Here is a 23,931-nt window from a genome sequence, read left to right as displayed (position 1 = left end):
ATGTACCACGGAATTATCAATGTATATAAGGAGAAGGGCTTTACTTCTCATGACGTAGTGGCAAAGCTGCGTGGCATTTGCAAACAGAAAAAGATCGGACATACAGGAACCCTTGACCCGGAAGCGGTGGGGGTTCTTCCTGTTTGTCTTGGGTCAGCAACAAAGCTCTGTGATATGCTGACAGATAAAACCAAAGAATATGTGGCTGTACTTAAGCTTGGAGTAGTGACAGATACACAGGACCTGACAGGAACGATACTGGAAGAGCATCCGGTCACTGTGACAGAGGAACAGATCAGAGAGGTCATTTTCTCTTTTCAGGGGGATCAGCTGCAGATTCCACCCATGTATTCTGCCCTGAAGGTGAATGGAAAGAAGCTGTATGAGCTGGCGAGGGAAGGAAAAGAAGTGGAGCGGGCAGCAAGACCCATTACCATCCATGAGATCGAGATTCTTAAGGAGGAGCTGCCGGAGATCACAATCCGGGTGAGCTGTTCTAAAGGAACCTATATCCGTACTCTCTGCCATGATATCGGACAGGCACTTCTTTGCGGCGGAGCCATGGCATCTCTGACAAGGACCAGGGTAGGAAGCTTTCAGATCGGACAGGCTTATCCACTTGCAAAGCTGCAGCAGCTTTCGGATGAAGGAAGGCTTTCAGAAGCCGTTCTTCCGGTAGAAGAGGTGTTTTCGCATCTTCCTGTCATGCATGTGGAGGAAGCGGGCATGAAAGCACTGCTGAATGGAAACCAGCTCAAAAAGTCGGAGCTGGAAGCAGCGGGAACAGAAAAGGCTGCGGCAGTAAAAACGGAAGAGGCATCGGGATACCGGGTGCGGATCCACGGGCTGGATGACAGGTTCTACGGCGTTTATGAATATATAGAAGAAAAGGGACTGTACTGTCCTGTGAAGATGTTTTTCCCGGAATAGAAAGGCCGGTATGATATGCAGATTATTCAAGGCACAACAGCGTTTGAAATAGAAGGAAAAAGTGCAGTAGCAATTGGAAAGTTCGATGGCATCCATGAAGGACACAGACTGCTGCTTTCCCATATTCTGAAGGAAAGGGAGAACGGCAGGAGGTCTGTCGTATTTACCTTTGATCCGCCGGCTTCTGTTTTCTTTGGAAAATCAGGAGAAGGACAGCTGACGACCAGAAGGGAAAAAAGGCAGATCTTTGCAGAACTGGGGATAGATGTGCTGGTGGAATTTCCACTGACTGCGGAAACTGCTGCTATCAGTCCGGAGAAATTTATTGAAGAGATTCTTTGCGGGCAGCTTCATGCAGCTTATGTAGCAGCGGGAACAGATCTGTCCTTCGGGTACCGGGGACAGGGAAATCAGGAGCTGCTGCAGAAGATGGCAGATACCTTTGGCTATGAGGTGGATATCGTAGATAAGATCAGAAAGGATGGCAGAGAGATCAGCTCATCCTATGTCCGTGAGGAGATCGAACAGGGACACATGGAGATGGCAGCTGAGCTGCTTGGCAGTGCATATGAGGTTTCAGGCGTGGTGGAAGAAGGAAAACGGCTTGGAAGAAGACTTGGGATGCCGACCTTAAATCTTTATCCGGAGAAGGATAAGCTTCTGCCGCCAAGGGGAGTATATTATTCCATGGTCTTCTGGGATGGAAGGGAATATCCGGGTATTACCAATATCGGACACAAACCAACGGTGAATAATACGTCTCTGATCAGTGTGGAAACCTATCTTTATGATTTCAAAGAAGATATGTATGGAAAAGAGATCCGGACGGCACTTCTTCATTTTAAAAGACCGGAGCAGAGGTTTGGCAGTGTGGAAGAGCTGAAAGCACAGATGGAAAAGGATATTGCAGCGGGAAGAATATACCACAAATTGCCAGTGCAGTATATTTGACAGATAATATATAATTTGTTATAGTGTTGTTGCAAATTTGTAATGATTTTGTAACAAAGTGATATCTGGAGGAATGTTTTTTGAATAGGAAAGTAATAAATGGAGTCGCAGCTCTCTGCATGGCTGGTATGCTTCTGGAGCCCGTCATGACGGTAAATGCAGAAGAACTCCTGACAGCGGGAGTAGGGGATCTGTTTTCCAGCGAGTTGACAGAGGATCAGTACAAAAAAATCGCAAAGGAAGCAGAAGGCACCAGATGGGGATATACGGAGCTTGGGATCTGCAACGTGGAAGAGAATAATCTGAACGTGCGTCAGGAGCCTGATGAAAATGGAAAACTGGTCGGAAAGCTTCCCAAGGAAGCCGCATGTGAGATACTGAAGGAAGAGGGAGACTGGACTTATATAAAGTCAGGAAAGGTAGAAGGCTATGTGAAGACGGAATATCTGCTTTCAGGTTATCAGGCGGAGAAAAAGGCAAAGGAGACAGCAAAGACAGTGGCTGTTTCTTCAGCAGATGCTCTGAATATCAGGGAAGAGCCTGATACAGCGGCAGAAGTGGTAACACAGGTGGCAAAGGGAGAAGAGCTGGAGATCTCCGAGATCATGGAGAATGGCTGGATCAAGGTATTCCTGGATGATGAAGAGGTGTACGTTTCCGGTGATTATGTGGATGTGAAGTCAGATCTTGTAACAGCAGTCACTATGACAGAGCTTCTTTATGGACAGGGCGTATCTGACGTGAGAGTGGAGCTCTGCCAGTATGCCAAGCAGTTTCTGGGGAATCCCTATGTATGGGGCGGCACCAGCCTGACAAAGGGGGCAGACTGCTCCGGATTTGTCATGAGTATTTTCAAGAAGTACGGGGTCAGTCTGGCTCATTCTTCTGTAACTCAGTCAAACAGCGGCAAAAAGATCTCAGCAGATGAGCTTCTGCCGGGAGATCTGATCTTCTATGCCAAGGGAGGAAGGATCAATCATGTGGCTATTTATATCGGAGGCGGACAGGTGATCCATGCCAGCAGTCCAAAGACGGGGATTAAAATATCTAATTACAATTATCGGACACCTGCCAAAATGGTACGTGTTCTGCAGGCATAAAAGGCGGAATGACAGCTGGAATACCGGGGCGGATATCGAGCTGGATATCAATAAATTTTCACTTTACAGTCAGCAAAAAATGTGCTATCATTCAAACGTATGAATTGAGCCCGGACCCAACTTGTGGAAACTCCAACCCTGGTTTAGTCTGTGGCGGTTTAAGAATAAGGAGGAGAAATCAATGATTTCAAAGGAAAAGAAAACCGCGATTATGAAAGAGTATGCTACCTGTGAGAACGATACAGGATCACCTGAAGTACAGGTTGCAGTTCTGACTGCAAGAATTCAGGAGCTTACTGAGCATTTAAAGCAGCATCCCAAGGATAACCACTCCAGAAGAGGTATGTTCAAGATGGTTGGTCAGAGACGTGGTCTGCTGGATTATCTGAAGAAGAAAGATATCAACAGATACCGTGCACTGATCGAAAAACTGGGATTAAGAAAGTAATATCGGTTTTTAAGGCGGAGCGCTGAAGAGATTCGGTTTCTCCGCCTTTTAATTCATGCAGCAGGTTTGCCATGGAAGCATGGAGCTGTTATGCATATGGCCGGAACAGGGGTCTGTACCGGCTGGTAAGGATGAAGAGAGAAAAGGAGAAGATTATGTACAAGACGTTTTCAATGGAACTTGCCGGACGTACACTCAGTGTTGATGTCAACCGTGTAGGCAAGCAGGCAAACGGATGCGCATTCATGCATTATGGTGATACTACCGTATTATCCACTGCAACAGCATCTGAGAAACCAAGGGATGGAATTGATTTCTTCCCACTTAGTGTAGAATATGAAGAGAAGCTTTATGCCGTAGGTAAAATTCCCGGAGGCTTTAATAAGAGAGAAGGAAAGGCAAGTGAGAATGCGATTCTGACAAGCCGTGTTATTGACAGACCCATGCGTCCTCTGTTTCCCAAGGATTACAGAAATGATGTTACTCTGAATAATATGGTTATGAGTGTAGATCCTGCATGCCGTCCCGAGCTTGTTGCCATGCTTGGTGCTGCAATAGCAACCTGCATTTCCGATATTCCTTTTGATGGACCCTGTGCTATGACTCAGGTTGGCATGATAGACGGAGAATTCGTTATCAACCCAAGCCAGGAGCAGTGGAAGAAGGGAAATCTGAACCTGACAGTTGCCTCCACCAGAGAAAAGGTGATCATGATCGAAGCAGGAGCCAATGAGATTCCGGAAGCTACTATGATCGAAGCAATCTACAAGGCTCATGAGATCAACCAGACGATCATTGAGTTTATTGATAAGATCGTTGCTGAGGTTGGAAAGCCAAAGCATACTTATGAGAGCTGTGCAGTTCCGGAAGAGCTGTTTGCAGCGATCAGGGAGGTCGTAACTCCTGAAGAAATGGAAGAAGCTGTATTTACAGATGAAAAGCAGGTTCGTGAAGAGAATATCAGAGTGATCACTGAGAAGCTGGAAGAAGCTTTTGCAGAGAACGAAGAATGGCTTGCCCTTCTTCCTGATGCAATCTATCAGTATGAGAAGAAGACTGTCCGCAAGATGATCCTTAAGGATCACAAGCGTCCTGATGGACGTGAGATCACACAGATCAGACCTCTTGCAGCAGAAGTTGATATTATCCCCAGAGTTCATGGCTCTGCAATGTTCACAAGAGGACAGACACAGATCTGTAATGTATGTACTCTTGCTCCTTTGTCAGAACAGCAGAAGATCGATGGACTTGATGAAAATGAAGTAAGCAAGCGTTACATGCACCATTATAACTTCCCTGCATATTCTGTAGGTGAGACCAAGGTTTCCAGAGGACCCGGAAGAAGAGAGATCGGACATGGTGCACTGGCAGAGAGAGCACTGATCCCTGTGCTTCCTTCTGAGGATGAGTTCCCTTATGCGATCCGTACAGTATCTGAGACCTTTGAATCCAACGGTTCTACATCTATGGCATCTACCTGTGCATCCTGTATGTCACTGATGGCTGCTGGTGTACCGATCAGGAAGATGGTTGCAGGTATTTCCTGTGGACTTGTTACAGGTGAGAGCGATGATGATTTTGTGCTTCTGACAGATATCCAGGGACTTGAAGACTTCTTTGGAGATATGGACTTTAAGGTGACAGGTACTACAGAAGGTATTACTGCGATCCAGATGGATATCAAGATCCACGGACTGACAAGAGCGATCGTAGAGGGCGCTATTGCAAGATGCCGTGAAGCAAGACTCTTTATCATGGATAATTGCATGAAGAAAGCGATCGCAGAGCCCCGTAAGGAGGTTGGTCCTTATGCACCGAAGATCATTTCCCTGCAGATCGATCCTGAGAAGATCGGTGATGTTGTTGGACAGAGAGGAAAGACCATCAATGAGATTATCGCCAGAACCGGCGTTAAGATCGACATTACTGATGAAGGTAAGGTATCTGTATGCGGAACTGATCCTGACATGATGGCAAAGGCGCTTGAGTATATCAAGACCATTGTGACAGATTATCAGGAAGGGCAGATCTTCACGGGTGTTGTTGTCAGCATCAAGGAGTTTGGTGCATTCGTTGAGTTCGCACCCGGCAAGGAAGGAATGGTTCACATTTCCAAGATCGCCAAGGAAAGAATTAATCGTGTAGAAGATGTTCTTACCTTAGGAGACAGGGTAACTGTTGTATGCCTTGGCAAGGATAAGATGGGCAGAATGAGCTTCTCCATGAAGGATGTAGCACAGCAGTAAAGAATTATCAGAAAACATTATAAATAAAGAAATACGAAACTGCCGGCAGGGTAAAAACCTGCCGGCTTTTTTGCACTCCTTTGGCAGAAAGTCAGCCGGATCATTTATCTGTCTGTCATATATCCGGGGCTTTTTCATATACTGAGATATAGGAAAAGGAGGACAAGATGAACGCAGAGGAGATTTTACATATTTTTCCGCAGGCGGTCAGGGGACGGTTCAGAATGGCTGCGGAAAAAGCAGAAGGTCTGCAGGAAATCAGATTTGCAGTAGGAAGACCGGTACGTGTCATTATGGAGGAAGGGGAATTTTTCCTTAGGAATACCGGAAAGCTGACAAGGATCATAGCAGAAGACTGCTGGATCCTGCAGGAAAAGGAAATGGCGCAGTTTCTGGATCATGTCTGCAGCTATTCCCGGTATGCCTACGAAGAGGATATACGGCAGGGATTTCTCACGGTTCCCGGCGGGCACCGGATCGGGATCGCAGGACAGGTTATCCTGAAGGAGGATGGAGGTATAAAAAATATGAAATATATCAGCTATGCCAATATCAGGATTTCCCATGAAATTCCGGGAGCTGCCGGTCTGCTGATGCCATATCTTTATGAAAAGGGAAGGATACTGAACACAATTCTGATCGGACCTCCGTTAAGCGGCAAGACAACGGTGCTCCGGGATATGATCCGGCAGCTGTCCTATGGCGGCGGGGCACACAGGGGGAGGCAGGTGGCAGTTGTAGACGAAAGATCCGAAATTGCCGGCTCCTATATGGGGATACCGGGAAATGATCTGGGACTTCGGACAGACATACTGGATTCCTGCCCGAAAAGTCTTGGTATGCTGCTTCTTGTAAGATCCATGGCACCGGAGGTGATCGCAGTAGATGAGATCGGGGGCAAAAGGGATGCAGATGCGATCCTGGAAATCATCAGATGCGGCTGCAGTGTGATCGCTACCATGCATGGAAGCTGTATGGAAGAAATGAAGGAGAGGGGAATACCGGAGACACTGTTTGACTGTGTGGTACTTCTTGAAAGGCGTGGGAGGGAAGGAGAACCTTTTTCTATTCTGAAACGGGATGGGGAAGGATATGATAGGTAAAATTCTTGGGGTATTCGGACTGCTGACAGGATCGATCGGATTTACAGCCGAAATCTGTATGGGTAGGAAAAACCAGATTCTGCTGCTGAAGGAGATCAGGGAAATGTTTTGTCTGATCCAGGGAGAGATTGACTATACAGCATTACCGCTTCCTGAAATTTTCAAAAATCTGTCAGAAAAAATAAAGGAACCGCTTTCAGGTGCGCTGAGGGAAGCTGCTGGCAGGCTTACGATGGAACAGGGGGAAACAATCAGGGAGCTCTGGCAGAAGGAGATGGAAAAGGCGCTTGCTTCTTATCATTTGTCCGGGAACCAGAAACAGATCCTGTTTTCCTTTCCGGACGGATTTACAGAAAACGAATACAGAGGACAGGCAAGAGCGATAGACCGGTACATAAGGGATATGGATCGTGAGATACAACAGTGTGAGGAGGAGCTTAAGAGTAAGAACAGAATTATAATGAGCCTTGGAATTGCAGCAGGACTGTTTCTTGTGATCGTTTTGCTGTGACAGGAGCAGGAGGAGCAATGGGAGTAGGGCTGATATTTAAAATAGCTGCAGTGGGGATACTGGTGACAATCTTAAGTCAGGTACTGAAACATAGTGGAAGAGAGGAACATGCCTTTCTGATCAGTCTTGCCGGACTGATCCTTGTGCTGACATGGATCCTGCCATATATTTATGATCTGTTTATAATGGTACAGGATCTTTTCCAGTTCTGAGAGGAGGATGACAATGGATATGCTGAAAATTGGGATTCTTGGGCTGACGGGTGTTATGCTTGCGATCCAGTTTAAGGGTACCAGGGCAGAGATCAGTCTGTATATGGGAGTAGCGCTTTGTATTCTTATTTTTGCTTTTTCAATGGAAAAGATCGGTAGTATCATATCCCAGATCCTGTCCCTGAAAAAGTATATCGGAGGAAGTGAAGCCTGGCTTGCCCTGATCCTGAAAGCAGTAGGGATCACCTATATTGGGGATTTCTGTGCCAGTGTCTGTAAGGATGCCGGATATCAGGCTGTGGCCGGACAGATTGAGATCTTTGCCAAGCTTTCTGTTCTATGCTTCAGTCTGCCGGTCATGGCTGCGGTCGTTGAAAATATCAGTACAATTGTAGGGGGATAAAATGAACGACTATTTAACGGAACAGATGGAGGAGCTTAATCTGACCGCTGCATCAGAGTCATTTACGAAGCTGTTTCCGGGATATCAGATCGATATGAATTCTCTTTTTAATCTGATACTGGAAGGACAGGCAGGGGAGGCTTTTAAGATGATCACACAGGCGGTAAAGGAGGGATTTGCCGGGGATCTTGCAGGTATGAAGACATTGCTGGTGAGCATTTTGCTGATCGGTATCTTTTCTGCATTGTTGTCTGATTTCTCGGATGTTCTGGCGAAGGGGAATACAAGAGGAACAGGATTCTATCTGCTGTATCTGATTCTTCTTTCCACATTGACAGGAGCTTTTACCGTGATCTCCAGGATTACAGTTGCCACCTTTGAAAATATCATTCTTTTTGTAAAGCTGTTTGTCCCATCATGGGCAGTGAGTGTTTCCGTTTCACTTGGAACAACGACAGCCTCTTTTTACTATGGAATGATGCTGCTTCTTGTATGGGGGATCGAGGAGATCCTTCTTTCGGTCATGGTTCCTTTTATTTACAGCTATGTGATCCTGGCACTCCTCTCAGCCCTGTTTCCGGAAGAAAGACTGAATCTCCTGCTGGATTTCATGAAAAGGATCGCAGATTTTGCCTTTAAGGTCATGCTGGCGCTTGTTACAGGAATGTCCTTTGTACAGGCACTGATCATACCGGCAGTAGACGGACTTAAGGTATCGGCAATGAAGAAGGCCATGCAGGTGCTCCCGGGGATTGGCGGAGCAGTAGAAGGCGTGGCAGAGCTAGTACTGGGGTCAGCAGTGCTTATCCGGAATACTATGGGAATTTTATTTCTGGTACTGCTTCTCCTGATCTGTGCATTGCCGGTTTTTAAGATCCTGGTGCTTTCCGGACTGATCCGGTTTGGCGCTGCGCTTTGCAGTGTGGTTGGAGATAAACGGCTGTCCGGATGCGTGGACAAGGTAGGAGAAGGGTGTTTTCTGCTTCTTCGCTGTGTTCTTACCGGCATGGCATTGTTTCTGATCGTGGTGGCAATCGTGTCGTGTATTGTGAGGTGAGCATTATATGACAGAGATTATCCGGGAAACAGGAATTTTTATCATCGTGGCAGAGGCTATGGTTTGTCTTGCCCCGTCAGAGGTATACAAAAAGTATATCAGGCTGATCGTTGGAATGGTTCTGGTGGTACAGCTGGCATTGCCGGTTCTTTCCCTGTTTTCAAAAAATGGAGCCTTATCTGATCCCGGTAAAGTCCCTGCTTATGAAATGGAAATAGAATTTCGTACAGATGGGAAGCAGAAAGATCCTGTGCAAAGACAGATGGAAAAGGAGATTATGCAGAGACTTGGGCAGCTGGAAGAGGTACAGATCCTGGATATAGAGTTGAAGGAAAGAGAAGACGGAAACATGTATCTTCTTGTCGTACTGGAAGCACCGGGAAAAGATGGCCTGTGGGCAGAAAACAGCACGATAGAGGGAAAGGAAGAGTGGCTGCAGCAGAAAAAGCAGTATATTGCGGAAATGCTGCAGATGGATATGTCGGATATGGAGGTTGAAGTGTCTGAATGGAGATAAAGAGGAAAGAAAAGCTGTTCAGATCCCTTGCAGGGAAAAAAGAGAATTTTCTGATCCTGTTTCTGGCCGGGATTCTGCTGCTTGTGATCGCATGGCCGGCAGAAGAAAAAAAGAAGGAAAGCAAGTACGGTTTTTGGGACAGCCAACATGATACGATAGTATCAGAGGGAAGTGAGGATGCCAGTCTTCCGGAGATGACGGCGGATGCAGAAGCAATGCGGGAGTATGCGACTGTGATGGAAGGACAGCTGGAGGATTTCCTGTCTTCTGTGGAAGGAGCAGGTGATGTAAAGGTATTCCTGACGCTGAAGGGATCCGGTGAAGCTGTAATAGAAAAGGATACAGAGTCATCTCTGGATTCCAGTACGGAGGTAGAGGGAAGCGGCAGCAGGAATGCGGCAGAATCTACTGAAAAGATGGTTTCAGTTTACACAGAGGATGGCACAAGACCCTTTATAAAAAAGGTGATCTATCCAGAAGTAGAAGGTGTTGTTGTCTGCGTAAGCGGCGCAGATCAGGGGAAAATAAATAAAAACATTACGGAGGCAATTCAGGCATTATTCGGGATAGATGTACATAAAATAAAAATAATCAAAATGAGTTCCAGATAAGGAGAAACGGCGTTGAAAAATATGATGAAAAAGAATCAGATCATGATCACGGCTCTGGCAATTATGATCGCAATTGCGGGATATCTGAATTTTGCAGGTTCTAGGATCTCGGAGGAGGAGATCATGGAAACCGGTGCAGATTCTGCTGTGACTGCAAAAGAAGATGCACCTGATACGGAGGATACACAGGTGGCCTCACTATTTGAGATCTCTGACGAAGATATGGAAGCAGCGGAAAACTATGATATTGCGAGCCTGGATTCGGATGTAGTCAGTGAGGAACCTGATTACCTTGATGAGACCATGCAGGAAAGTATGGCAGAAAACACAGGGGATGAGCTGTCAGATCAAAGTGTACCGGGGGAGGCTGTATTTACGTCATCCTCCAGTCTTGACAGCCTGTCTGGTGCAAAGCTTTTGAAGGAGCAGGTACGTGCCAGAAATAAGGAGACGCTTCTGGAGATCATCAATAACGTAAATATCAGTGATGAGCAGAAGCAGGAAGCTATTGACGGCATGATCGCGATCACAGATGCGGCAGAAAAGGAAACAGCGGCCGAGATCCTGCTGCAGGCCAAGGGCTTTGATGATGCGGTTGTGAGTATTGCAGACGGCATGGTGGATGTGGTGATAAATACCAGTGACCTGACCGAAGCACAGCGTGCCCAGATCGAGGATATTGTAGTGCGCAAGACAGGGATCGGAGCGGAAAATATTGTAATCAGTACTACTACAGCAGAATAAAATGTGATATTCTATACAAGGACAGAGAAAGAGAGGAATTCTGTAATGGCAAGAGTATTTTTGATCGTGCTTGACAGTCTCGGGATCGGAGCAATGCCGGATGCAGGTCAGTTTGGAGATGAAGGAACCAATACACTGCGTTCTGCAACCGGCGGTTCTGATGCACATTACCCTAATCTGAAGGAAATGGGGCTTTTTAATATTGATGGTGTGGATTTCTCGAAAGGTACCAGAGAGCCATCTGCGGCATATGCCAGGATGACGGAGAAATCCAGAGGAAAGGATACCACGATCGGTCACTGGGAGATTGCGGGAATTATTTCAGAAAAACCGCTCCCGGTTTACCCGGATGGATTTCCGGAGGAGATCCTTGCGCCGTTTAGGAAGATGACGGGCAGGGGTGTTCTGTGCAACAGACCTTATTCAGGCACAGAGGTTATCAAAGATTATGGAGATGAACATGTAAGGACAGGAGATCTGATTGTCTATACTTCGGCAGACAGTGTATTTCAGATCGCAGCCCATGAGGATGTGGTTCCGGTAGAAACGTTATATCATTACTGCGAAGAAGCAAGAGGGCTGCTTACAGGGAAGTATGGTGTCGGAAGAGTGATCGCAAGGCCCTTTACGGGGGAGAGCGGTCATTATGTGAGGACGCCAAGAAGACATGATTATTCACTTCTGCCACCTGCAGAAACGATGCTGGATGCATTGAAGGCAGCAGGCAGGGATGTGATCGCAATAGGAAAGATCCGGGATATTTTTGCCGGAAGAGGTATTACGGAAGCAGTATACACCAGTGGAAATACAGAGGGCATAGCCAGGACACTTGCCTGTATGGATCGGGATTTTGACGGATTATGCTTTACGAATCTTGTTGATTTTGATATGCTGTACGGGCACAGAAATAACTGTGAGGGCTATGGAAGGGCACTGGAGGAATTTGACAGGGCTCTGCCTGGGATGATGGCGAAGCTTGGGGATGGAGATGTTCTGATGATCACAGCCGATCACGGATGTGATCCCGGTTATACGGTGTCTACGGATCATTCCAGAGAATATACGCCTTTTCTGATGTATGGAAAGAAAATCAAACCTGCGGACTTAGGAACGAGGGATACCTTCGCAGATATCGGTGCAACTGTGCTTGATTATTTCCAGGTACCATCAAAAATCGCAGGCACATCCATGCTTTAAATACAAAACGATCACTTGGAGGAAAAAACGTGGGAAATTACGATAAAGAAATCAACAGAAGACGTACGTTTGCGATCATCTCGCATCCTGATGCAGGTAAGACGACGCTGACAGAGAAATTCCTTTTGTATGGAGGCGCTATTAATCTGGCAGGAAGTGTAAAGGGAAAGGCGACGGCCAGACATGCTGTATCTGACTGGATGGAGATCGAGAAGGAGAGAGGTATTTCCGTTACTTCTTCTGTTCTGCAGTTTGAATATGACGGCTTCTGCATCAACATTCTGGATACACCGGGGCACCAGGATTTCTCAGAAGATACTTACCGTACACTGATGGCAGCTGACTCAGCAGTCATGGTCATTGATGCATCCAAGGGTGTAGAGGCACAGACAAGGAAGCTGTTCAAGGTCTGCGTCATGAGAAAGATCCCGATCTTTACTTTTATTAACAAAATGGACAGGGATGCCAATGATACCTTTGAGCTTCTGGATGAAATTGAAAAAGAGCTTGGTATTGCCACCTGTCCGGTTAACTGGCCTATTGGTTCCGGTAAGCGTTTCAAGGGAGTATATGACAGGCATAAGCAGGAGGTGATCACCTTTTCAGATACTGAGAAGGGAACCAAAGAGGGGGAGACTAGGCATATTCCTGTGGCCGGAAGAGAAGAGCTGGATACAGTGATAGGAGAGGAAGCAGCAGAAACGCTGATGGATGAGATTGATCTTCTGGACGGTGCGAGTGCGGAATTTGATCTGGAAGCCGTGCAGGCAGGTGAGCTGACACCGGTATTTTTCGGTTCAGCCCTTACCAATTTTGGCGTGGAATTTTTTCTGCAGCATTTCCTTAAGATGACAACAACTCCGCTGCCAAGAAAGGCGGATATCGGACTGATCTCACCTACAGAGAATGACTTTTCTGCTTTTGTGTTCAAGATACAGGCCAATATGAATAAAGCACACCGTGACAGGATCGCATTTATGAGAATCTGTTCCGGTAAATATGAGGCAAGCATGGAAGTCAAGCATGTACAGGGAAATAAAATCATGCGTCTTTCACAGCCCCAGCAGATCATGGCGAGCGAAAGAAAGATCCTGGAAGAGGCCTATGCCGGTGATATTATCGGGGTATTTGATCCTGGTATTTTTTCTATCGGGGATACGCTGTGTATGCCAAAGGAACAGTTCTGCTATGAGGGGATCCCGACCTTTGCCCCGGAGCATTTCGCAAGGGTAAGGCAGATCGATACTATGAAGAGAAAGCAGTTTGTGAAGGGGATCACCCAGATTGCACAGGAGGGTGCAATCCAGATTTTCCAGGAATTTAATACCGGTATGGAAGAGATCATTGTCGGTGTGGTAGGTGTATTGCAGTTTGATGTCTTAAAATACCGTCTGGAAAATGAATATAATGTTGAGATCAAGCTGGAGCCGCTGCCTTATGAGCATATCAGATGGATCGAGAATAAAGATATTGATCTGACAAAGCTGACAGGTACCTCCGATATGAAGAAGATCAAGGATCTGAAGGGAAATCCGCTTCTGCTGTTTATTAATTCCTGGAGCATAGGTATGACTCTTGAGAGAAATGAAGGACTTGTATTATCAGAGTTTGGACGTGATTAAATGAAAAACAGATGGCTTTCGACAGCCCTGATCCTTTCTTTGATGCTTACCGGATGTACGTCTGGTGAAATGGGAATGGATCAGGAACAGGCGAAGGAAACTCCGGCCGTGGAAGAACAGATTCCAAGAACCGGTGAAATGAATAGTGATGTGGCGGAAAGCCTGAAAAAAAGGCAGAATGGCCAGTTCTATTTTGATCAGCTTCACAGTGAGGATCAGACTGTATATGTGGAGATTTTGGACATTCTGCAGCATTTTCAGAAGGATATTCCGTTATCCTGTCTTGAAACAGACACCATAGAGAGGATATTCCAGTATGTGCTGAACGACCATCCGGAGATATTCTATGTGGAGGGATATACATTTACCAGATATACCCTTGGCAGTGAGGTAAAGAAGATCACATTTTCCGGAACCTATACCATGGATGAGGAAGAAGCAGAAAGCCGGAAGAAGCTGATCCGGGATTATGCAGTAAACTGCCTTACGGGCATCACTCCTGACATGGACGACTATGAAAAGACCAAATATATTTACGAGTATATCATTAATTCTACAGAATACGATTCAGAGGCGCCGGATAATCAGAATATATGCTCTGTTTTTTTGTATGGAAGGAGTGTGTGCCAGGGATATGCCAAGGCAACACAGTATCTGCTGAATCAGGCAGGAATAGATGCAACGCTTGTGATGGGAAGAGTGCTTTCCGGAGAGGGACATGCCTGGAATCTGGCAAGACTGGATGGAAGCTGGTATTATATAGATACTACCTGGGGGGATGCTTCCTATCAGATGGTAGAGGGCAGCACAGAGGGTGAGGAGAGCATACCGCCGATCAATTATGATTATCTGTGTGTAACAACAGTTCAGCTGACAGCGACACATTCTATTGATACGGGTGCGTCCATGCCGGTATGTGATGACATGACGGATAATTATTATGTCAGGGAAGGCAGATATTTTACTTCTGTAGACAAACAGAAGCTGGAAGAACTGTTCCAGATGGCATATGATACGGGAAGCACTTATGTGACGCTGAAATGTTCAGATGAGGCAGTTTATGAGGAGATGATCCGGTATCTGATCAAAGAACAGGGGATCTTTTCCTACCTGCATGGTGCAGAGGGCACAGTATCCTATGCGGATAACAGGGAGCAGCAGAGCCTGAGCTTCTGGCTGTAAGAGGAAAATTGGATTTAGGCTTTCCAAAAAACGTATTTTTTGGTATGATGAAAGTCAGATGACTGACATAAAGAAAGGAACAGGATCATGGAAAAGACAATGGAACAGAACACTTATGTATTACAGGATGATGATAGTTTTGGAACCGTCAAGATCGCTGATGATGTAGTAGCAGCTATTGGCAGTATCGCTGCAACTGAGGTTGAAGGCGTAGTTTCCATGGCTGGAAATATCGGCAATGAGCTGGCAAGTAAAATGGGAGTTAAGAGTCTTGCAAAGGGCGTAAAGGTAGAGGTCAATGGCAAGAATGTGAAGGCAGATATTACCCTGATCGTGAAATATGGATACAGCATTCCGGCGATCTCCCAGAAGGTGCAGGACAAGGTAAAATCTACGATCGAGAGTATGACAGGTCTGAATGTAACAGATGTGAATATCAGAGTTGCCGGCGTTGGCATGTGAGAAAGAATACAGGCAGGATAAACAAATGACCAGAAGAGAACTGAGAGAGCAGATATTCAAGCTTCTTTTTCGTGTGGAGTTTAATAACAGAGAGGAAATGCCGGAGCAGACAGAGTTTTTCTTTGAAGAAGAGGAAAATCAGGCTGATGTGGCAGATACTGCTTATATTACAGACAAGCTGAACAGGATTCTTGAGAAACTGACAGAAATCGATGCTGCATTGAATGAAAAGGTGGAAGGCTGGGATACAGGCAGAATGGGTAAAGTGGATCTGACAGTCCTGCGTCTTGCTGTTTATGAAATCTTATTTGATGAAGAGATACCTATAGGAGTAGCAATTAATGAAGCTGTAGAGCTTGCCAAGAAGTTTGGACAGGATTCTTCATCTGCATTTGTCAATGGTGTTCTGGCAAAATTTGTTCAGGAAGATAAATAATGCAGAATGTTTACACTGTTGGACAGGTAAATTCATATATTAAAAATATGTTTTCCCAGGATTTTTTATTGCAGTCCCTTTTTGTGAAGGGAGAGGTAAGTAACTGTAAATATCATTCCTCGGGACATATTTATTTTACGCTGAAAGATGGAAAAGGAACGATTTCCTGCGTGATGTTTGCTGGAAACCGTTCCGGTCTTGCGTTTCGGCTTACTGAAGGAATGCAGGTCATTGTACAGGGAACAGTTGATGTTTATGAAAGAGACGGAAAGTATCAGCTGTATGCCAAAAATATTACCAGAGACGGTGCAGGTGCCCTGTATGAGAAATATGAACAGCTGAAAAAGGAACTGGAAGAAAGAGGGATGTTTGCAGCCGAGTATAAGAAGGCGATCCCTCCTTATATTAGGACACTTGGTGTTGTCACAGCACCGACGGGTGCGGCAGTCAGGGATATTATCAATATCGCGACCAGGAGAAATCCCTATGTGCAGATAATCCTTTATCCGGCAATTGTACAGGGAGACGGTGCAGCAGAAAGCATTATCAGGGGAATACATGCACTGGAGAAACAGAAGGTAGATGTCATTATTGTAGGAAGAGGCGGTGGCTCTATAGAGGATCTCTGGTGCTTTAATGAAGAATCAGTAGCAGAAGCTGTTTTTGACTGTGGGATCCCGGTCATATCAGCGGTGGGACACGAAACAGATACTACGATCATTGATTATGTATCGGATCTGCGGGCACCTACACCATCAGCGGCAGCGGAGCTTGCTGTGTATGATGTGAAGGCATTTATGGAGCGGCTTTCCGGGCAGAAAACGGTCTTAAACCGTACACTGGAGCGGAAGCTTACCTATTGCAGGCTGCAGCTTAAAAATCAGGAAGCCAGACTGAAAATGAATTCTCCAATTTCCCGGATCCGTGAAAAGAAAATGTGGCTGTTACATACAGAAGAACAGCTTATGGCGCTGATGAATGGCAGAACAGGGGAAAGCAGACATCAGCTTGCTTTATATATTGAGCAGCTTAAGGGGCTGTCACCACTGGATAAACTGAACCAGGGATTTTCCTATGTGGAGGATGCAGAGGGCAGATGCGTAAATGATGTAGAACGTGTCCATACAGGAGATGAACTGAAGATCTATGTGAAAAATGGAAGTTTGTATGCTTCTGTAACAGGAAAGGAATAAACGAATGGGGGAAGAGAAAGAGATCTCACTGGAAGAGGCCTTTACCAGGTTACAGGAAACGATTGAAAATCTGGAAAAGGATGATATTACGCTGGAACAGTCTTTTCAGGAATATCAGAAAGGTATGCTTCTCGTCAAAAAGTGTAATGAAATTATTGATAAAGTAGAAAAGAAAGTTCTGGTGCTGAATGAAGATGGGGGTACAGATGAATTTTAATGAACAGCTGCAGCAGAAGGCTGCTGATGCAGAAGATATTCTAAAAAAATATCTTCCGGAAGAGGAAGGGTATCAGAAAAAAGTGATCGAGGCCATGAACTACAGTGTTCTGGCAGGGGGAAAAAGACTCAGACCGGTTTTGATGAAGGAGAGCTTTCTTCTGTTTGGAGGGCAGGGAGAAGTGATCGAGCCTTTTATGGCAGCTCTTGAAATGATCCATAATTATTCTCTTGTACATGATGATCTGCCGGCTATGGATAATGATGAATACCGGAGAGGAAGGAAGACGACCTGGACCGTATATGGAGAAGGTATGGCAGTACTTGCAGGAGATGGACTTCTGAACTATGCCTATGAGACAGCTGCCAAAGCTTTTGACAAGGCTGATGACCTGGAAGAAATGAAGCGTGTTGCCAGGGCACTTCAGATCCTTGCAGAGAAGGCCGGTATTTATGGAATGATTGGAGGACAGAACGGGGATCTGGAAGCAGAAGAGGGAAAGCTTCCACTTACAGAGGAGCTGCTTCTGTTTATCCATGAAAAGAAAACAGCGGCATTGATCCAGGCAGCTCTTATGATCGGTGGTATTCTTGCAGGAGCATCAGATACAGAGATCAGGTCTCTTGAGAAAGCGGCTTATGATATTGGAATCGCATTCCAGATCCAGGATGATATCCTGGATGTAACAGGCAATGAAAAAATCCTTGGAAAACCCATTGGCAGTGATGAGAAAAATCACAAGCTTACCTATGTATCATTAAATGGACTCGAAAAATCAAAGGAAGATGTAAAGCGGCTTTCTGGAGAAGCAGAAGAGATCCTTAGTTCCTTTCAGGAGAAAAATCCGTTTCTGATCAGCCTGATAGATTCCCTGATCACACGGCAGAAATAGACCGGACAGAAGAAAAGAAGGTGTTTATATGTTACTTGACCGAATCAATGCGGTAAATGATATTAAGAAAATCGATCCGGAAGATTATCCTGCACTGGCGGAAGAGATCAGGCAGTTCCTGATCGGACATATTTCCAAAACCGGAGGGCATCTGGGCTCAAACCTTGGTACGGTAGAGCTGACAATGGCACTGCATCTTTCTTTTCAGCTTCCGGAGGACAAGATCATATGGGATGTGGGGCATCAGTCTTATACTCATAAGCTTCTGACAGGCCGTAAGGATCAGTTCGACAATTTACGTAAGTTCGGAGGTATGAGTGGATTCCCCAAGAGGAAGGAAAGCAACTGCGACAGCTTTGATACCGGACACAGTTCAACCTCTATTTCTGCAGGACTTGGTCTTGTCAAGGCAAGGGATATCCAGGGGCAGAAGAACAGTGTCATATCTGTGATCGGGGATGGTTCCCTGACAGGCGGTATGGCCTATGAAGCGCTGAACAATGCAGCAAAGCTGGAAACCAATTTCATTATTGTTTTAAATGACAACAATATGTCCATATCAGAAAATGTAGGCGGCATTTCCAAGTATCTGAATAATATCCGTACAGCGAATGCCTATCTGGATATCAAAGAGGGTGTGTATAATACTTTGAAGGATATACCAAGGGGTGACCGGATCGTTGAGGGTATCCGTAAAGCGAAGAGTGGCTTTAAGCAGCTTGTGGTTCCTGGAATGTTTTTTGAGGACATGGGGATTACCTATCTTGGACCGGTGGATGGGCATAATATCCCCGCGATGCTTCGTATGTTCCAGGAAGCGAAGCGTGTGAGAAATACAGTTATTGTACATGTGATCACACAGAAGGGAAAAGGCTTTGAGCCGGCAGAGAGACATCCGGCAAGATTCCATGGAGCGGAGCCATTTGATACAGAAACAGGAATTCCCTTAAATCCGAGAACAACAGCTAATTATACCGATATTTTTTCAACTGTGATGTGTAAGCTGGGAGCAAGGAATGAAAAGGTGGTAGCGATCACGGCGGCCATGCCGGATGGAACCGGTTTAAGGCGGTTCCGGAATATGTATCCGGACAGGTTCTTCGATGTGGGAATCGCAGAAGAACATGCTGTCACCTTTGCAGCAGGGCTTGCTGTTGGCGGCTTGAAGCCAGTAGTGGCAATCTATTCTTCCTTCCTGCAGAGGGCATACGATCAGATCATCCATGATGTCTGCATCCAGAATCTGCCGGTTGTGTTTGCTGTTGACAGAGCGGGTATTGTAGGAAGTGATGGAGAAACACATCAGGGAATCTTTGACCTTTCCTATCTGTCTTCTATTCCCAATATGCATGTCATGGCACCGAAAAACAAATGGGAATTATCTGATATGATGAAATATGCGTTAAGCCTGAATGCACCGGTGGCGATCCGTTATCCGAGGGGGGAAGCTTATGCCGGATTAAAGGAATTCCGGGCACCGATAGAATCCTTCCATGCAGAGGCCATTTATCTGGAGAAGGATGTCTGTCTTTTGGCAGTAGGAAGTATGGTAAAGACTGCAGAAGAGGTCAGAAGGCTGATCCGGGAAGCCGGCTATGGATGCAGTCTGATTAATGCCAGATTTGTGAAACCGATCGATGAAAAGGCTGTAGAATATGCCAAGAAGCATCATGGTATCACAGCTGCCATGGAGGAGAATGTGGCGAGCGGCGGCTACGGAGAAAGAGTCAGAGAGTACTTTGATACCCTTCCGGGTGAAGGGGAGCTGCTGAATTTTGCAATTCCGGATGAATATGTAGAGCATGGCAACGTAGATCTCCTGAAAAAGGAGATTGGTATTGATGCAGAAAGTATTGCTGGTGCAATACTTGCCAGATTAAAGGAAAGAGAATGACAGGAAGCTGGGAATCATAGATGAAAGAACGACTGGATGTGATATTAGTTCAGGAGGGATATGCTGCCTCCAGGGAAAAGGCAAAAGCCATTATCATGGCAGGAGATGTTTTCGTGGATGGACAGCGGGAAGACAAAGCCGGAACTACGTTTGAGCTTTCAAAGATCAGACTGGAGATCCGGGGCAATACACTGCCCTTTGTCAGCAGAGGGGGCTTAAAGCTGGATAAGGCAGTGAAAAAGTTTGGATTTTCCCTGCAGGATAGAATATGCATGGATATTGGTGCATCGACTGGGGGATTTACAGACTGTATGCTCCAGAATGGGGCAAAAAGGGTTTATTCTGTAGATGTCGGACACGGGCAGCTTGACTGGAAGCTTCGGAATGATGAGCGGGTTGTCTGTATGGAAAAAACGAATTTCCGTTATCTGAAACCAGAGGATATTGAGGATACACCGGATTTTGCATCAGTGGATGTTTCTTTTATATCCCTGACCAAGATCCTGCTGCCGGCAAGGGCGATCCTTTCAGAAGAAGGGGAAATGGTATGCCTGATCAAGCCGCAGTTTGAAGCTGGACGGGATAAGATCGGGAAAAAGGGTGTTGTCAGGGATAAAGCGGTACATGAGGAAGTCATCCGCAAGATCATTGATTATGTTTATATGATCGGATTTGATGTGCTCAGCCTTGACTATTCACCGATCAAGGGACCGGAGGGAAATATTGAATATCTTGTCTATATCCGTAAGAATGAAGAGCGGATCAGGGGAACAGAAGCTGTGACAGAGACAGAAGCAGAAGAAATGTTAAAAGAGATTACAGAAAAGAAAAGTGGTTATTCTTATCAGGAAACAATGAACAAACTGATCACAGAGACTGTTCTGCTGGCACATGAGGGGCTGAATGCAGGAGAATAGAGCCGTGGAAAATTTTTATATCATAACGAACCGCTCCAAGGATCCGGATTATCAGGTTACAAATCAGATCCGGGACTTTCTGCAGAAAAAAGGAAAGAACTGTTATATCCAACAGGATAATCAGAAGAGGAAGGAAAAGGGGCATACAGACAGCACAGGGGTGCCAGAGAACATAGACTGCGTGCTTGTTCTAGGTGGTGATGGAACCATGCTGCAGGCAGCGGCGGATTTGGCGGATCTGACAGTGCCATTCCTTGGGATCAATCTGGGTACCCTGGGATTTTTGGCAGAAGTCAATAAGACGGATATTGAGCATGCTCTGCTTCGTCTGATCGAAGGAGATTATGAGATCGAGAAGCGTATGATGCTGACGGGGGATGTATTTCAAGAGGACAGGGATATGCCGGAGGATTCCACGCAGGCACTCAATGATATTGTGATTACCAGAAAGGGAAGCCTGCAGATCATTATATTTACGATCAGTGTTAACGGGCAGTTCCTGCACAGATACAGTGCAGATGGCATGATCGTGGCAACACCTACAGGCTCTACCGGTTATAATCTGTCGGCAGGAGGTCCCGTGGTGGATCCCAAGGCGCAGCTCATGGTGATCTCACCGATCTGTCCACATTCCATGCAGCACAGCAGTATTGTGCTCTCACCGGAGGATGAAGTGACTATCAGTATAGACACAGGACATGATGGGACAGTTCAGGAGGTCGAGGCAAGCTTTGATGGAAATCACAGAGTGACGCTCCGTACAGGAGACAGGATCGTGATCAGACGCTCCAGCAGGACGACAGGGATCATCAAGCTGAGCAGGGTCAGCTTTCTGGAAAGCCTTCATAACAAGATGGGATAGAAAAATGAAAAAAAGCAGACATGAAAAAATTAAAGAACTGGTAGAGCAATATGAGATTGAAACCCAGGAGGAGCTGGCAAATCGTCTGAAGGAAGCCGGCTATCATGTGACTCAGGCTACGGTATCAAGAGATATCAGAGAGCTGAAGCTTTCCAAGATCTCCGGTGGGGATGGAAGACAGAGATATACGATACTGCCACACAATGATCATTATCTGAGCGATAAATATATCCGTGTATTAAAGGACGGGTTTGTTTCCATGGATATGGCACAGAATATACTTGTAGTGAAGACAGTATCCGGTATGGCCATGGCAGTGGCAGCGGCAATCGATGCCATGAAGCTGAAGGAGATTGTCGGATCTATTGCCGGGGATGATACGATCATGATAGCAGTCAGAACAACAGAGGAAACGGAGACCGCTATGGGAAAGATCCGCAGTGTACTGGAAGAATAACTGTTTTGCACTGGCAGGAGGAATAAAAATGCTGGAAAGCTTACATGTAAAAAATCTGGCTTTGATTGACGAAGCAGAAGTGGAATTTAAAAAAGGACTGAATATATTAACCGGTGAAACAGGTGCCGGAAAATCTATTATTATAGGATCTGTCAATCTGGCACTTGGCGCAAAGGCAGATAAGGACTATATCAGAACCGGTGCTGAATATGCACTGATCGAGCTTGTTTTTTCCCTGAATGAAGAGCAGAAGAAAAGAATAGAGGAGCTGGAGTTCCCTATAGAGGATGATACACTGATCCTGCAGCGTAAGCTTATGCAGGGGAGGAGTATATGCCGGGTAAACGGAGAGAGCGTGAGCATGGGACAGCTCCGGCAGCTTTCAGGTGTACTTCTTGATATGTGTGGACAGCACGAGCACCAGCAGCTTTTAGGCAGGGAGAAACCGGCACAGCTGCTGGATGCTTTTGCAGGGAAAAAGCTTGCAGAACTGAAAGATAATCTGAAAAAGAGTTACCGGGAATACAGGCAGCTGCAGAAGGAGCTTTCGGAGAATGCCCTGGATGAGCAGACAAGAAAAAGAGAAATGGATCTGCTTTCCTTTGAAGTAAATGAAATCGAAGAAGCAGCATTGATTCCAGAAGAGGAAGAAGAACTGGAAAAAAGCTATCGTAAAATGAGCAGTGCCAGACAGCTTCAGGAAACGGCAGGTCTTGTTTATGGTATAACCGGCTATGAAGAGGATGGCAGTGCCGGAGAACTGATCGGAAGGGCAGTCAGGGAACTGAAGAATGTGATCATGCTGGATGAAGAAGCAGGGATACTTGCAGACCAGCTTCTTGAAATAGACAATCTGCTGAATGATTTTAACAGATCCATGGCAGATTATCAGGAAAGCCTTACCTTCGATGAGGAAGAGTATGCAAGGATAAGAGACAGACTGGATCTGATCAACCATCTGAAGGGAAAGTATGGACAGACTGTTGAAGCAGTGCTTCAGGAGCTGGAAGAAAAGAAAAAGAGGCTGATGCAGCTTTCAGATTATGAGGAATATTATCGGCAGCTTTCGGGAAAGCTGGCAGAAGAAAAGGAGAAGCTTCTTCAGTGTTGTAAGGCGGTATCCGGGATACGGAAGGCGGAAGCAGAGGAATTATCAAAGAAACTGGCAGAAGCAATGAGAGATCTGAATTTCCTTAATGTAGATTTTGCAGTTACCGTTATAAGTGATGAGGAATATCTTTCCGAGCAGGGCTATGACAGAACAGAGTTCCTGATCTCTACCAATCCTGGAGAAGCAAAAAAGCCTCTTTCCCAGGTAGCAAGCGGGGGAGAGCTTTCCAGAATCATGCTGGCATTCAAATCGGTGTTCGCGGATACAGAAGAAACACCTACTCTCGTGTTTGATGAAATCGATGCAGGGATCAGCGGAAAAACAGCATGGAAGGTATCAGAAAAGCTGGGACAGCTCTCCAGGGAGCATCAGATCATCTGTATCACTCATCTGCCGCAGATCGCAGCCATGGAGGATGTGCATTTTCTGATCGAGAAACAGATCGAAGGGGAACGGACGGTGACAAGGATCCGGGAGCTTAAGGAAGAAGAGAGTGCTCTGGAGCTGGCAAGACTCCTTGGCGGGGGCGAAGTGACAGAGGCTGTTATGACTAATGCCAGAGAGATGAAGCAGATGGCTTTAAAATCCAAGAATTAGTAACATAAAAAAATCCATATTTCACATACTAAAAGGGACATGCAAAGAGCGTGTTCCTT

The 23,931-nt window shown here is 45.9% G+C and carries 26 protein-coding genes; all 26 read left to right on the top strand.

Annotation, left to right across the window (positions count from 1 at the left end; translation table 11 throughout):
• A complete protein-coding gene (truB, locus tag OCV77_RS05760) occupies window positions 1–930 on the top strand; it encodes a tRNA pseudouridine(55) synthase TruB (protein ID WP_262574005.1) in 930 nt (309 codons plus the stop codon).
• A 15-nt stretch (window positions 931–945) separates the two neighbouring features.
• Entirely contained in the window at window positions 946–1,881 is a 936-nt protein-coding gene (locus OCV77_RS05755) for a bifunctional riboflavin kinase/FAD synthetase (protein WP_118797838.1), read from the top strand.
• 80 nt (window positions 1,882–1,961) lie between these two features.
• Window positions 1,962–2,981 (top strand): C40 family peptidase, encoded by a 1,020-nt coding sequence (locus tag OCV77_RS05750; protein ID WP_262574004.1) that lies wholly within the window; start codon window positions 1,962–1,964, stop codon window positions 2,979–2,981.
• Between the two features lie 181 nt (window positions 2,982–3,162).
• On the top strand, window positions 3,163–3,429 hold the full coding sequence (rpsO, locus tag OCV77_RS05745) for a 30S ribosomal protein S15 (protein ID WP_118797839.1): 267 nt from the start codon (window positions 3,163–3,165) through the stop codon (window positions 3,427–3,429).
• Between the two features lie 155 nt (window positions 3,430–3,584).
• Entirely contained in the window at window positions 3,585–5,675 is a 2,091-nt protein-coding gene (locus tag OCV77_RS05740) for a polyribonucleotide nucleotidyltransferase (protein WP_262574003.1), read from the top strand.
• Between the two features lie 167 nt (window positions 5,676–5,842).
• Entirely contained in the window at window positions 5,843–6,778 is a 936-nt protein-coding gene (gene spoIIIAA, locus OCV77_RS05735; protein WP_262574002.1) for a stage III sporulation protein AA, read from the top strand.
• Window positions 6,768–7,289, top strand: a complete 522-nt coding sequence (locus OCV77_RS05730; RefSeq protein ID WP_262574001.1) for a stage III sporulation protein AB — start codon at window positions 6,768–6,770, stop codon at window positions 7,287–7,289. Before spoIIIAA ends, OCV77_RS05730 begins: the two co-directional genes overlap by 11 nt.
• A gap of 17 nt (window positions 7,290–7,306) precedes the next feature.
• Window positions 7,307–7,501, top strand: coding sequence for a stage III sporulation protein AC (gene spoIIIAC / locus OCV77_RS05725; protein ID WP_262574000.1), 195 nt, complete (start codon window positions 7,307–7,309; stop codon window positions 7,499–7,501).
• Window positions 7,502–7,514: 13 nt separating this feature from the next.
• Entirely contained in the window at window positions 7,515–7,904 is a 390-nt protein-coding gene (locus OCV77_RS05720; RefSeq protein ID WP_262573999.1) for a stage III sporulation AC/AD family protein, read from the top strand.
• 1 nt (window position 7,905) lies between these two features.
• Window positions 7,906–8,961, top strand: a complete 1,056-nt coding sequence (locus OCV77_RS05715; RefSeq protein ID WP_262573997.1) for a stage III sporulation protein AE — start codon at window positions 7,906–7,908, stop codon at window positions 8,959–8,961.
• 7 nt (window positions 8,962–8,968) lie between these two features.
• A complete protein-coding gene (locus OCV77_RS05710; RefSeq protein WP_262573995.1) occupies window positions 8,969–9,478 on the top strand; it encodes a stage III sporulation protein AF in 510 nt (169 codons plus the stop codon).
• A complete protein-coding gene (locus OCV77_RS05705; RefSeq protein WP_262573993.1) occupies window positions 9,469–10,089 on the top strand; it encodes a stage III sporulation protein AG in 621 nt (206 codons plus the stop codon). The genes OCV77_RS05710 and OCV77_RS05705 overlap by 10 nt, the downstream gene beginning before the upstream one ends.
• Before the next feature lie 21 nt (window positions 10,090–10,110).
• Complete coding sequence (locus OCV77_RS05700; protein ID WP_317246626.1) at window positions 10,111–10,833, top strand: SpoIIIAH-like family protein; 723 nt, start codon at window positions 10,111–10,113, stop codon at window positions 10,831–10,833.
• Window positions 10,834–10,878: 45 nt separating this feature from the next.
• Window positions 10,879–12,030 carry a phosphopentomutase gene (locus tag OCV77_RS05695; protein WP_262573991.1) on the top strand — a complete coding sequence of 384 codons (1,152 nt, stop codon included), beginning with the start codon at window positions 10,879–10,881 and terminating at the stop codon, window positions 12,028–12,030.
• A gap of 29 nt (window positions 12,031–12,059) precedes the next feature.
• Window positions 12,060–13,652 (top strand): peptide chain release factor 3, encoded by a 1,593-nt coding sequence (locus OCV77_RS05690; RefSeq protein ID WP_118797848.1) that lies wholly within the window; start codon window positions 12,060–12,062, stop codon window positions 13,650–13,652.
• Entirely contained in the window at window positions 13,653–14,834 is a 1,182-nt protein-coding gene (locus OCV77_RS05685; protein ID WP_262573990.1) for a transglutaminase domain-containing protein, read from the top strand. It abuts the gene before it with no gap.
• An 87-nt stretch (window positions 14,835–14,921) separates the two neighbouring features.
• Complete coding sequence (locus OCV77_RS05680; protein ID WP_262573989.1) at window positions 14,922–15,296, top strand: Asp23/Gls24 family envelope stress response protein; 375 nt, start codon at window positions 14,922–14,924, stop codon at window positions 15,294–15,296.
• 25 nt (window positions 15,297–15,321) lie between these two features.
• Entirely contained in the window at window positions 15,322–15,732 is a 411-nt protein-coding gene (gene nusB, locus OCV77_RS05675) for a transcription antitermination factor NusB (RefSeq protein WP_262573987.1), read from the top strand.
• Complete coding sequence (xseA, locus tag OCV77_RS05670) at window positions 15,732–16,925, top strand: exodeoxyribonuclease VII large subunit (RefSeq protein ID WP_262573985.1); 1,194 nt, start codon at window positions 15,732–15,734, stop codon at window positions 16,923–16,925. Before nusB ends, xseA begins: the two co-directional genes overlap by 1 nt.
• A 4-nt stretch (window positions 16,926–16,929) precedes the next feature.
• A complete protein-coding gene (xseB, locus tag OCV77_RS05665; RefSeq protein WP_262573984.1) occupies window positions 16,930–17,142 on the top strand; it encodes an exodeoxyribonuclease VII small subunit in 213 nt (70 codons plus the stop codon).
• A complete protein-coding gene (locus tag OCV77_RS05660) occupies window positions 17,132–18,034 on the top strand; it encodes a polyprenyl synthetase family protein (RefSeq protein WP_118797854.1) in 903 nt (300 codons plus the stop codon). The genes xseB and OCV77_RS05660 overlap by 11 nt, the downstream gene beginning before the upstream one ends.
• Window positions 18,035–18,062: 28 nt before the next feature.
• Window positions 18,063–19,928, top strand: a complete 1,866-nt coding sequence (dxs, locus tag OCV77_RS05655; protein ID WP_262573982.1) for a 1-deoxy-D-xylulose-5-phosphate synthase — start codon at window positions 18,063–18,065, stop codon at window positions 19,926–19,928.
• A gap of 20 nt (window positions 19,929–19,948) precedes the next feature.
• On the top strand, window positions 19,949–20,845 hold the full coding sequence (locus OCV77_RS05650) for a TlyA family RNA methyltransferase (protein WP_262573981.1): 897 nt from the start codon (window positions 19,949–19,951) through the stop codon (window positions 20,843–20,845).
• 4 nt (window positions 20,846–20,849) lie between these two features.
• Complete coding sequence (locus OCV77_RS05645) at window positions 20,850–21,707, top strand: NAD(+)/NADH kinase (protein ID WP_118797926.1); 858 nt, start codon at window positions 20,850–20,852, stop codon at window positions 21,705–21,707.
• 4 nt (window positions 21,708–21,711) lie between these two features.
• On the top strand, window positions 21,712–22,164 hold the full coding sequence (gene argR, locus OCV77_RS05640) for an arginine repressor (RefSeq protein ID WP_262573979.1): 453 nt from the start codon (window positions 21,712–21,714) through the stop codon (window positions 22,162–22,164).
• A 28-nt stretch (window positions 22,165–22,192) separates the two neighbouring features.
• Window positions 22,193–23,872 carry a DNA repair protein RecN gene (recN, locus tag OCV77_RS05635; RefSeq protein WP_262573978.1) on the top strand — a complete coding sequence of 560 codons (1,680 nt, stop codon included), beginning with the start codon at window positions 22,193–22,195 and terminating at the stop codon, window positions 23,870–23,872.
• The last annotated feature ends 59 nt before the right edge of the window (window positions 23,873–23,931 follow it).

Origin of the sequence: Suilimivivens aceti, from assembly GCF_025567405.1 — a bacterium.
GTDB classification, from domain to species: Bacteria; Bacillota; Clostridia; order Lachnospirales; family Lachnospiraceae; genus Suilimivivens; species Suilimivivens aceti.
Note: the sequence above shows the minus strand (reverse complement) of the source record. Positions and strands in the feature narration are given on the sequence as shown.

Excerpts from the sequence above, each read along its gene's own strand:
- truB (WP_262574005.1), top strand. The coding sequence starts at position 1 with ATGTACCACGGAATTATCAATGTATATAAGGAGAAGGGCTTTACTTCT.
- OCV77_RS05755 (WP_118797838.1), top strand. The coding sequence starts at position 946 with ATGCAGATTATTCAAGGCACAACAGCGTTTGAAATAGAAGGAAAAAGT.
- rpsO (WP_118797839.1), top strand. The coding sequence starts at position 3,163 with ATGATTTCAAAGGAAAAGAAAACCGCGATTATGAAAGAGTATGCTACC.
- OCV77_RS05740 (WP_262574003.1), top strand. The coding sequence starts at position 3,585 with ATGTACAAGACGTTTTCAATGGAACTTGCCGGACGTACACTCAGTGTT.
- spoIIIAA (WP_262574002.1), top strand. The coding sequence starts at position 5,843 with ATGAACGCAGAGGAGATTTTACATATTTTTCCGCAGGCGGTCAGGGGA.
- OCV77_RS05730 (WP_262574001.1), top strand. The coding sequence starts at position 6,768 with ATGATAGGTAAAATTCTTGGGGTATTCGGACTGCTGACAGGATCGATC.
- spoIIIAC (WP_262574000.1), top strand. The coding sequence starts at position 7,307 with ATGGGAGTAGGGCTGATATTTAAAATAGCTGCAGTGGGGATACTGGTG.
- OCV77_RS05720 (WP_262573999.1), top strand. The coding sequence starts at position 7,515 with ATGGATATGCTGAAAATTGGGATTCTTGGGCTGACGGGTGTTATGCTT.
- OCV77_RS05715 (WP_262573997.1), top strand. The coding sequence starts at position 7,906 with ATGAACGACTATTTAACGGAACAGATGGAGGAGCTTAATCTGACCGCT.
- OCV77_RS05710 (WP_262573995.1), top strand. The coding sequence starts at position 8,969 with ATGACAGAGATTATCCGGGAAACAGGAATTTTTATCATCGTGGCAGAG.
- OCV77_RS05705 (WP_262573993.1), top strand. The coding sequence starts at position 9,469 with ATGGAGATAAAGAGGAAAGAAAAGCTGTTCAGATCCCTTGCAGGGAAA.
- OCV77_RS05700 (WP_317246626.1), top strand. The coding sequence starts at position 10,111 with ATGATGAAAAAGAATCAGATCATGATCACGGCTCTGGCAATTATGATC.
- OCV77_RS05695 (WP_262573991.1), top strand. The coding sequence starts at position 10,879 with ATGGCAAGAGTATTTTTGATCGTGCTTGACAGTCTCGGGATCGGAGCA.
- OCV77_RS05685 (WP_262573990.1), top strand. The coding sequence starts at position 13,653 with ATGAAAAACAGATGGCTTTCGACAGCCCTGATCCTTTCTTTGATGCTT.
- OCV77_RS05680 (WP_262573989.1), top strand. The coding sequence starts at position 14,922 with ATGGAAAAGACAATGGAACAGAACACTTATGTATTACAGGATGATGAT.
- nusB (WP_262573987.1), top strand. The coding sequence starts at position 15,322 with ATGACCAGAAGAGAACTGAGAGAGCAGATATTCAAGCTTCTTTTTCGT.
- xseA (WP_262573985.1), top strand. The coding sequence starts at position 15,732 with ATGCAGAATGTTTACACTGTTGGACAGGTAAATTCATATATTAAAAAT.
- xseB (WP_262573984.1), top strand. The coding sequence starts at position 16,930 with ATGGGGGAAGAGAAAGAGATCTCACTGGAAGAGGCCTTTACCAGGTTA.
- OCV77_RS05660 (WP_118797854.1), top strand. The coding sequence starts at position 17,132 with ATGAATTTTAATGAACAGCTGCAGCAGAAGGCTGCTGATGCAGAAGAT.
- dxs (WP_262573982.1), top strand. The coding sequence starts at position 18,063 with ATGTTACTTGACCGAATCAATGCGGTAAATGATATTAAGAAAATCGAT.
- OCV77_RS05650 (WP_262573981.1), top strand. The coding sequence starts at position 19,949 with ATGAAAGAACGACTGGATGTGATATTAGTTCAGGAGGGATATGCTGCC.
- argR (WP_262573979.1), top strand. The coding sequence starts at position 21,712 with ATGAAAAAAAGCAGACATGAAAAAATTAAAGAACTGGTAGAGCAATAT.
- recN (WP_262573978.1), top strand. The coding sequence starts at position 22,193 with ATGCTGGAAAGCTTACATGTAAAAAATCTGGCTTTGATTGACGAAGCA.